The organism is Enterococcus sp. E4-150, from assembly GCF_035726465.1.
In the GTDB taxonomy this organism is placed as follows: Bacteria; Bacillota; Bacilli; order Lactobacillales; family Enterococcaceae; genus Enterococcus_B; species Enterococcus_B faecium.
The window spans coordinates 1-7,881 of sequence record NZ_JAPRGK010000032.1 but is presented as its reverse complement, the minus strand read 5'-3'; the positions used below and the strand labels follow the sequence as shown (position 1 = coordinate 7,881).

Sequence of the window (7,881 nt, the reverse complement as noted above, 5' to 3'; positions counted from 1 at the left end):
TTGGAGCTGTCCTTATGGACCTTCATGACGAATGGCTCAGTTCTACAAGAAAATATATTAAGTTTGATCAATGAGAGACCGGTAAAACATTGTATAGTATTTTACACAGGATTATGGACTTGACTCTACTATTTTTAGTAGTGTTCTTTTTTATATTTGAATAAAAAATGTGGTGGTTAAATGGTGGTTATAACAAAAAATGAATTAATGAAATTAGGTTATGGGAAGTATCAGTCTGAGAGAATCATACGACAGGCAAAAGCAATTATGGTTTCAAAAAGCTATACCTATTACGAAAATAGAAGATTAGGACTAGTACCTGTTGAATCTGTAGAAGAAGTTTTAGGTATGAAGATAGAGGTAGAGGAGGATTTTCAGAATCATGGTTAATTTTAAAAAAGATAAAAATGGGAAATATCATTTTACTGCTAGTTTGGGATTCGACAAACGAACAGGGAAAAGAGTACAAAAAAACGTAGAGGGGTTAAAACAGTTAAAGAAGAAAAAAAGCGTATACCGAACTTGTTTCTAATTATGGAAAAGAAGCAGAAACTTCTCAAAGTACTATGTTGTTTGAGGAGTTTTTTTATAAATTATTCCTACCTTATTATCAAGGGAAAGTAGAAGAAAGAACATATAAAAATCGGTTATCTACAATCAAAAAAACTTTTCTTATTTCTTTAAAATGGAGTTAAGAGAAATACGTCCAATTGACATTCAAAAGTGGCAAAATAATTTATTGAGCAAATATAAAAATTCTTATGTAAGAAACATGTATGGGATTTTTCAGATGTCATTAGATCGAGCAGTTGTTTTGGGACTACTTGAAAAAAATCCTGCAAAAGTTATTGGAAATGTGAAGAAAAGGAAAACTACAGTTGATTTTTGGACAAAAGAAGAATTTACAAAAGTTATTTCAACTTTTTATATTGATGATTTGTACCAACATTTTGGTTTTATTTGTATGTGGTTACTTTTTATGACCGTTATGCGTTTGGGAGAAGCCACTGCATTAACTTGGAAAGATATTGATTTTGAAAATAAAAACTTGCGTGTGAATAAAACACTCTATTATAAGAGAGCCAAAACCTATGAGTTTGTAGAACCCGAAACGGCTTCTAGTATTCGTACAATCGAACTAGACGACAATACAATTACCTTTTTAAAAGCTTGGAAGGAGCGTCAAGTTTCAATAGGAGGCATGTCGTTTGTACTTTCTTATAATGGAACACCTACTCAGAAATATACAATCCGTCATATTATGAGAAGACATGCAACGATCGTTGGTGTTCATATAATCCGCATACACGGATTAAGGCATAGTCATGCTTCTTTGCTTATATCACAATAAAAAGATGCACTTCGAATTAAAGAAAGGTTAAAACATGCTGATGTACAAACGACTTTAGGAACTTATAGTCATTTGTATCTAAATTCATTGAGAGAGATAACAAATGATCCCACAGATTATATCCAAACTAATTTTTCTAAAATCAAACCGACACCTATTTACGATAATAAAAAATAAATGATAAACAAAAGTAGGATCACACCAAAAGAAACACACTAGAAAAACTATAATACAGGCTTTTCTAGCGTGTTGTTTCTTATTTCCGCCTATTTATACATTATACTCATAAAGCATTTAATGCATCGATCGTAGCCGCATTGTCTATATGGGTATATAAAGTTGTTGTATTGGTACTTGAATGTCCCAATTGTTGGGCAGTTAATACCAATGAATTTGTCTGTTGGTAGAGTCTAGTAGCTAATGTATGACGCAGTTTGTGAGGGCTGACTTGAATTCTAAAGCCTTTTGAATATTTTGCTACCATCCGTTCGATTGCAATACCGGATATACGCTTGGCTTCTCCTTGGTAAATTGCTAGAAATAAAGCTTTTTCGTTTTCTGTTACTTTATATCGTTCTTTCCGAATAGCTAGATAATTAGCTAAATATTCCATTGCGAATGCTGCTATATTGACAGCATCTCTTTTATTTCCTTTTCTAGTTACTACCACATTATTCTTATCTAAAGATAGGTCATCTAAATTAATATTTATAACCTCGGAGAGTCTCAATCCAGATCCTAAAATCAGTGCATTGATCGCCAGGTCTCTTTCTACATCTCGTTGATAATAGATCAAAGCTCGTTTACTCAAAGTATTTTTATATTCATTGGCAATATAATCTAGATAATTTTGTGTATCCTTATCTAGAAATAATTTTTTCTCAATGGCATTGGCACGTGCAGCTAACGTAGTTTTATCTGTGATGGTTGCTACTTGATCCATAGGATTATTGTCTAAGTATGGTTTTCCTAGAGGATTATTGGAACTTTTCGAAAGATATTTAAATAGAACCTTTAATGCCGTGATATTTCTATTGATAGTAGAAGTAGATAGACCTAAGTTATTATTATCTTTGAGCTTAGTTTTTGTTGTCTCTTTTTTTACATTTTCTTTTGTGCGACGTTTCAAATGAGATTTGTACAAGTTTAGGTCATAGGCAGTTAACTGTCTTATCGAGGTGATAGAAGTATCAGGAACGATAGACTCACTCAGAAGCCATTCATAAAAGAGCTTATAATTTTTTAGATATTCTAAAGTGGTTCGAGGTGATTGATCTTTATCCTCACGATCTTGAACAAAATCTTTTATATAATCGGGCATATGAAGTATGATTGTATCTATTTTTTGATATATTTCTGTATTTTTCATGTCATTCATCCTTTCAATAAGTAGGGGAGAAGAGTATCTCTACAATTGGACTATACCAATTATAGAATGTTTTGTCAATTGGTATGCTCTAAAATTTATTAATTTGTTTCAAAAAAAGCATATAAACAGGTATACGTTTAATAATTTAAAATAAATGGTATACATAAATAGGGAAGGAAATAGAAGGGAGCAATCTAAATTTTTTGAATTTTCTTAATTAATTATATAGAAAGAACAATCTTTCTATAGAGTTAGACATGAGAGGGACTATGCTTGATTTAAAATCAACAAGCGTATATACTGTATATACAAAGAAAAAGGAGGGAGAAGACTATGGCAATTAAAGAAAGAAAATTTAGGGAAGTGGGGAACTCAGTAGTATTAACTATTTCAAAGGAGTTTCTTAAAGAAAATGGGTTAAATCCCGGAGATACGGTTTTTTTAGATGAAGAAAAACTTCGAGCGGCAATTACAAAAAAACAAGCCTTATCTGATGAAATTGATGTAGCAATATCTCAAGCATTAACTGAATATGATACTACTTTTAGAGAGCTTGTCGATAAATGAGTATTCATTACCTAGAAGCCAAAGATATTATAAAAATGAATGTAATCCAAATAAAAAAATACTCTCCTAATGAACCCCTTGGTGTAAAGGATGCGAATGCTTTAGAAATGTGTGTAGGGCAACTTCGAGCCTCAGCTTTTGGTGAAGAGGTTTATCCTTCGATTTATGAAAAAGCAGCTATCCTACTTATACAATTGATAAAGAAACATCCTTTTCACAATGCAAATAAACGTACTGCTTTCTTAGCTACTTTTGTCTTTTTGAAAATCAATGGACAGCTTTTAGCTATTGATCAAAAAGATGCTGTAAATTTAGCGGTATATATTGCTACGTATGATAAGGATTTCGATCAACTAAAATATGAAGTGATCAACACTATAAAGACACATACGCAGCCCATTTAAGGAGTTACTGTATGTGTCTTTATAGTGTTATTAGCTGCTATAGCGAAATAATTGAAGTAAATTACAAATAGCTATAATTCAAATCCAAGTATATAGAAAACGTAAATTTTCTATATACTTGGATATGCTGGAATGTTTAAGAGAATAATTACATTTCTAGAAAATACAATAAAAATTACAGGATAATTAGCCATATCCTACCTCCTCTAGCAGTTGCTCAAAAGTTAGCACTAAGTAACTTCTTTTTTGTTGCTGGTAACAATTTATCAATACTAAAATAGCTTTTAAGTATCTAATAAATACTAATTTTAAAGCTCTTAATTATTATGAAACACGATATAACAATATTGCTATATCGTGCTATTGTAATATTATACATTTGAAGACAGCGTATTCTTGTTCTAATATCAGGAATTTTTTATAAATATCAGTCATATTAAGACTCAAAATTTATTGGTATGTTCCTCTGTATAGAGTTTGACCGTCTACCATTATATAGCAATTATTATCATTGTTGTCTTGCACCAATATACCGTTAAGGGTAGCACTAGGAGTAGTAACAATCACTGGAAACTCATGAGAAAGCTCGGTCATTTTTCCTGTTCTGCTAGAATCGTGTTCTATTGTCAAGCCATTTACTATAAACGTGAATACTTTACTTCCTATTGTTATAGTAGCTTTTTGAGAAACAGTTTCTGTAGCTGGAGCTGTGCTTCTTTCCGAATTTGTTAGGGTTTCACTGGATTCATTGCTATAAACAATTGTAGAGGATTCTACGGCTTCTTGAGTGTCCACGTTGGTACTGCTAGCTTCATCTAGCTTCCTTTTGTATTGTTCGTTACTGATTGCTAAGCTTTCCCGTTGGTCATCAAGCTTATTCATTTCTGTAATGGTATAAAATAATCCTCCTGCTAGTGCTATATTAACAACTAAACTAACCGCAAATAATACCTTTTTCATTCTTCCTTCTCTTCTTTCTCTTTTTGTAATTCCTTACTTTTTGGCTCAAAAAGTCACTTATTAAGTTTATACCAACCGAAGCTAAATATTTGTATATAACTATACATGTTATATACTTTAGCTCATATTGCTGGATAATGTTCATTCTAGTCGACTCCACTTATTATCCTGGTAAAATTCAATGTGCCGTATTTCGTCGTAGTGAATTTTGTCTTTTCCAACGTAGATTCCCAGCTCATCACTACCTAAGATCTTTCCAACAATATCGTATGGATAGTATCCTTCAGCGTTTCGTTCTTCTTTTTGGATACATACTGATCTATTTTTTATGACTGCAGCGTTCAATACTTTCACAATATCTTCAGTCGTCATTTGTTCTTTTGCCAAATTATGATTGGTACGTTGCTCATTGTCCGCATCGATCTCTTCAGTATGATCAGATAAATAAAACCCTGCCCACTTTAAACGACCACGATCATTGTAATCAATCATTTTTAATTCCCCCATTTCCGCCCGCATGACCACCAACAAGTGTGCTTCTAGTAATGCTTCTAGCGCCTTCTAACATTGAAGAAGCATGTACAATCGACGTAAAACCATATTTTTGCCGAATCTTGTCAATAATTTTATCTAAATTTTCTTCGTCAATTTGCTTTTGTGGATCACTAAATAAATCCAGCTGAAGCGAATCAGTATAAAATAGCTTGCTGTAAGTGATTCCGACGTGGCGGACTTCTTGTCCTTCATAATACTTATCAAACAAGAAAAGACAATAATTCTGCAATTCCTTTGTATTGTCTGTGATAGGGATTTTCATCTGGTGTGAGAACCCTGGTCTCGTTTCTAAGATCGATGTACCAATGTTTAAATGGACACATCCTGTTTTACAATTATGCTGTCTGATACGAATGGCTACTTGTTCCGCCATTTCTTTTACAACCAGCTCGATTTCATTTCTTCTAGTATAATCACGTGGCAACACTTGTGAATTACCATAGGACTTTTCTTTTGTCGGTTCTGGTGGGATTGCTATATCTGTTCGATCGATCCCATTAGCATGGAAGTACAGCTGTAAGCCAATCACACCTAGTCTATTCTTAATCGTATAAGGATTCCAGTTAGCAAGATCTCTAATGCTCATAATCCCCATCTGATTGAGTCTTTTCTTCATTCGAGAGCCAATACCCCAAAAATCCGTCATTTCAGGAATATTCCATACTTTTTCAGGAACGTTTTCGTACGTCCATTCCGCAACAAATCCTTCATTATGCTTTGCTTCATTGTCTAAGGCTAGTTTAGCCAAAAGGGGATTATCGCCGACGCCTACCGTAGCAATCAATCCTAGCTCTTCTTTAATATTCTCCTGGATCATTTGAGCCAGCTTCTTTCTCCGTTGACTTCGTGTTCCTTCAGTCGTAAAAAGGTTCAGTGATCTGGTCACTTTTAAGATCGATTCATCGATCGAATAGATCAATAAATCTTCGTCTGCTACATATTTTCTAAATATATTGTTTACCTGCATGTTTCGCTTAATATAGAGATTCATGCGTGGTGAGACGACATGTAACGTTTTAGGAAATGGCTGAGGTAGATCTCTTGGCCTACTGACATTAGAGATCCCATATTTTTTCTTTGCAGCTGGTGAAGAAGCTAAAATCAACCCTGATCCTGTATTATCCGCTCGACTCATGACGACTAATTCAGTCGTTAATGGATCTAAATTCCTTTCTATACATTCGACACTTGCGTAAAAGCTTTTCATATCGATCAAAAAGTAATCATTTACTGGCTCTTTTGAATAATCCATCATAAATAACACTCCATTCGTTACAATTATACAAACATATGTTCCCGTTTGTAAAGAAGGAATGTTTAAATGAACAAAAAAAGATTCAAATTGTTATTACAAGCAGTTTAAACGGATAACTAACCACTTATCAGATTTTAAATGCGTTAGAGTCTTCATATATCAATAAATACAGACCAAAGCTACTTGATTCACTATAAAAAAACCCGAACTTCCTTTTTAAAAGTTGTTCGGGTTTTATAACTTTCATGACGAACTACTAACAAGTAGACTTTTTAATTTTTGCCAGTCTTCAGGATACAATCCATGCATTTCATACTTATTCGCCAATTCCGTTATTTCTGCAGAAGACTTCGTATAAAGCTTTTTTAGTCCTCGATATTCATAATATTTTTCTTTTGGATAGAAGGCTTGAAATGTGCCATCAAAACAATAGTCCTGATCCTTAAATTCTATCCAAGCATGAAAAAATTCACTTTTTTGAAATTGGCCAATGCAATAAATAGCTTCTTTGACATCTCGTGCAAATTTTATACTTTCTACGAAGCATTTATTTGGTTGTAGTCTTTTTTTATTTTGTCCTGATAACTACAGGAACGGCAATCTCGATTTTTTTCAACCGAATTTTCTCTTGCTTCAATGCCTGGTACCTTGTGGAATATGGTAGTTTTAAAACGTCTTTTTCTTTCTGTTCGTACGCTACTTTATTCATAATATTCACCTGTCAAAATTAATATCCATACTCTACTGTGTTGATTTTCCAAATTGAATCTTCTTTATTTAAAGTTACAACCAAAGCAGGTTTTCCACTCATATTAGATAACAGTAACGAATTAATTGCAGGATTGCTGAAAATGACAGACATATTTTGGTACTTGTGATCATTTAATTGTAATGATTCAGCTATTGGATCACTTTCTTTGTTTTTTATTTGACTCTCTAAGATAGAAGAGTCAAATGTATACGAATTGTTTGTTGGACGAATATTATCGTTTGTAACTTCTATTTTAGCAACGTTCTCTCCTTCAGAATCTATGCGATTTATCTTCCAACTTTGACCATCAAAAACTATAGTATTTCTATCAATATAAGCATTCACGTAACCATTGTCTTCAGTCTTTACTTCTCCCCAATAATGTCCAGTGTATTGAGCTAAGAAAAAGAAGTCTATCGGATATTGAAAAGGTGTGTGTTGATTCATTCTTTCAAATTCTTCCTTGATATGTTTCAATGCTGTTTTTGTATAATAATTTTCCAACCCTATTTCTTTATCTAAGTTTTTGAAAATAAGTTCTTTATTGATAAAGTCCATATAATTGTGTAAAAGATAAAAGGCCATGTAACAGCCCTTTTACGGTACAATGTTTTTAACCACAAAAACATACCCAGGAGGACGTTACATGACCCAAGTACATTTTACACT

At 32.9% G+C, this 7,881-nt stretch carries 11 protein-coding genes; 5 read left to right on the top strand and 6 right to left on the bottom strand.

The window, feature by feature from the left end:
* The first annotated feature begins 180 nt into the window (after nt 1-180).
* The 3 genes from OZ002_RS13135 to OZ002_RS13125 all read left to right on the top strand — a co-directional run bounded on the left by OZ002_RS13135 (nt 181) and on the right by OZ002_RS13125 (nt 1,351).
* A complete protein-coding gene (locus tag OZ002_RS13135) occupies nt 181-390 on the top strand; it encodes a DUF3173 domain-containing protein (RefSeq protein WP_002290357.1) in 210 nt (69 codons plus the stop codon).
* On the top strand, nt 383-532 hold the full coding sequence (locus tag OZ002_RS13130) for a hypothetical protein (RefSeq protein WP_002290356.1): 150 nt from the start codon (nt 383-385) through the stop codon (nt 530-532). The genes OZ002_RS13135 and OZ002_RS13130 overlap by 8 nt, the downstream gene beginning before the upstream one ends.
* Before the next feature lie 153 nt (nt 533-685).
* Entirely contained in the window at nt 686-1,351 is a 666-nt protein-coding gene (locus OZ002_RS13125) for a tyrosine-type recombinase/integrase (protein ID WP_002324528.1), read from the top strand.
* A gap of 283 nt (nt 1,352-1,634) precedes the next feature.
* Here OZ002_RS13125 and xerS read toward each other — a convergent pair whose 3' ends face one another.
* Nucleotides 1,635-2,720, bottom strand: a complete 1,086-nt coding sequence (gene xerS / locus OZ002_RS13120) for a tyrosine recombinase XerS (protein WP_002290352.1) — start codon at nt 2,718-2,720, stop codon at nt 1,635-1,637.
* Nucleotides 2,721-3,053: 333 nt separating this feature from the next.
* Here xerS and OZ002_RS13115 point away from each other — a divergent pair, with 333 nt between their 5' ends.
* Nucleotides 3,054-3,287: an addiction module antitoxin gene (locus OZ002_RS13115; protein ID WP_002297441.1), complete on the top strand. Its 234-nt coding sequence runs from the start codon at nt 3,054-3,056 to the stop codon at nt 3,285-3,287.
* Nucleotides 3,284-3,691, top strand: coding sequence for a type II toxin-antitoxin system death-on-curing family toxin (locus OZ002_RS13110; protein WP_002329899.1), 408 nt, complete (start codon nt 3,284-3,286; stop codon nt 3,689-3,691). Before OZ002_RS13115 ends, OZ002_RS13110 begins: the two co-directional genes overlap by 4 nt.
* A gap of 450 nt (nt 3,692-4,141) precedes the next feature.
* Here OZ002_RS13110 and OZ002_RS13105 read toward each other — a convergent pair whose 3' ends face one another.
* The 5 genes from OZ002_RS13105 to OZ002_RS13085 form a co-directional block, all read right to left on the bottom strand.
* Nucleotides 4,142-4,651: a hypothetical protein gene (locus OZ002_RS13105; RefSeq protein ID WP_002295345.1), complete on the bottom strand. Its 510-nt coding sequence runs from the start codon at nt 4,649-4,651 to the stop codon at nt 4,142-4,144.
* A 141-nt stretch (nt 4,652-4,792) separates the two neighbouring features.
* Nucleotides 4,793-5,143 (bottom strand): hypothetical protein, encoded by a 351-nt coding sequence (locus tag OZ002_RS13100; RefSeq protein WP_002290348.1) that lies wholly within the window; start codon nt 5,141-5,143, stop codon nt 4,793-4,795.
* Nucleotides 5,136-6,461 (bottom strand): Y-family DNA polymerase, encoded by a 1,326-nt coding sequence (locus OZ002_RS13095; protein ID WP_002318473.1) that lies wholly within the window; start codon nt 6,459-6,461, stop codon nt 5,136-5,138. Before OZ002_RS13095 ends, OZ002_RS13100 begins: the two co-directional genes overlap by 8 nt.
* Nucleotides 6,462-7,029: 568 nt before the next feature.
* Nucleotides 7,030-7,170, bottom strand: coding sequence for a hypothetical protein (locus OZ002_RS13090; RefSeq protein ID WP_002343078.1), 141 nt, complete (start codon nt 7,168-7,170; stop codon nt 7,030-7,032).
* A gap of 18 nt (nt 7,171-7,188) precedes the next feature.
* The gene (locus OZ002_RS13085) at nt 7,189-7,797 is read right to left on the bottom strand and encodes a hypothetical protein (RefSeq protein WP_325083477.1); all 609 of its coding nucleotides are present in this window, start codon (nt 7,795-7,797) and stop codon (nt 7,189-7,191) included.
* Between the last annotated feature and the right edge of the window lie 84 nt (nt 7,798-7,881).

What these genes read in the sequence shown, in the direction of transcription:
- OZ002_RS13135 (WP_002290357.1), top strand. Translation starts at nt 181, where the DNA reads ATGGTGGTTATAACAAAAAATGAATTAATGAAATTAGGTTATGGGAAG.
- OZ002_RS13130 (WP_002290356.1), top strand. Translation starts at nt 383, where the DNA reads ATGGTTAATTTTAAAAAAGATAAAAATGGGAAATATCATTTTACTGCT.
- OZ002_RS13125 (WP_002324528.1), top strand. Translation starts at nt 686, where the DNA reads ATGGAGTTAAGAGAAATACGTCCAATTGACATTCAAAAGTGGCAAAAT.
- xerS (WP_002290352.1), bottom strand. Translation starts at nt 2,720, where the DNA reads ATGAAAAATACAGAAATATATCAAAAAATAGATACAATCATACTTCAT.
- OZ002_RS13115 (WP_002297441.1), top strand. Translation starts at nt 3,054, where the DNA reads ATGGCAATTAAAGAAAGAAAATTTAGGGAAGTGGGGAACTCAGTAGTA.
- OZ002_RS13110 (WP_002329899.1), top strand. Translation starts at nt 3,284, where the DNA reads ATGAGTATTCATTACCTAGAAGCCAAAGATATTATAAAAATGAATGTA.
- OZ002_RS13105 (WP_002295345.1), bottom strand. Translation starts at nt 4,651, where the DNA reads ATGAAAAAGGTATTATTTGCGGTTAGTTTAGTTGTTAATATAGCACTA.
- OZ002_RS13100 (WP_002290348.1), bottom strand. Translation starts at nt 5,143, where the DNA reads ATGATTGATTACAATGATCGTGGTCGTTTAAAGTGGGCAGGGTTTTAT.
- OZ002_RS13095 (WP_002318473.1), bottom strand. Translation starts at nt 6,461, where the DNA reads ATGATGGATTATTCAAAAGAGCCAGTAAATGATTACTTTTTGATCGAT.
- OZ002_RS13090 (WP_002343078.1), bottom strand. Translation starts at nt 7,170, where the DNA reads ATGAATAAAGTAGCGTACGAACAGAAAGAAAAAGACGTTTTAAAACTA.
- OZ002_RS13085 (WP_325083477.1), bottom strand. Translation starts at nt 7,797, where the DNA reads ATGGCCTTTTATCTTTTACACAATTATATGGACTTTATCAATAAAGAA.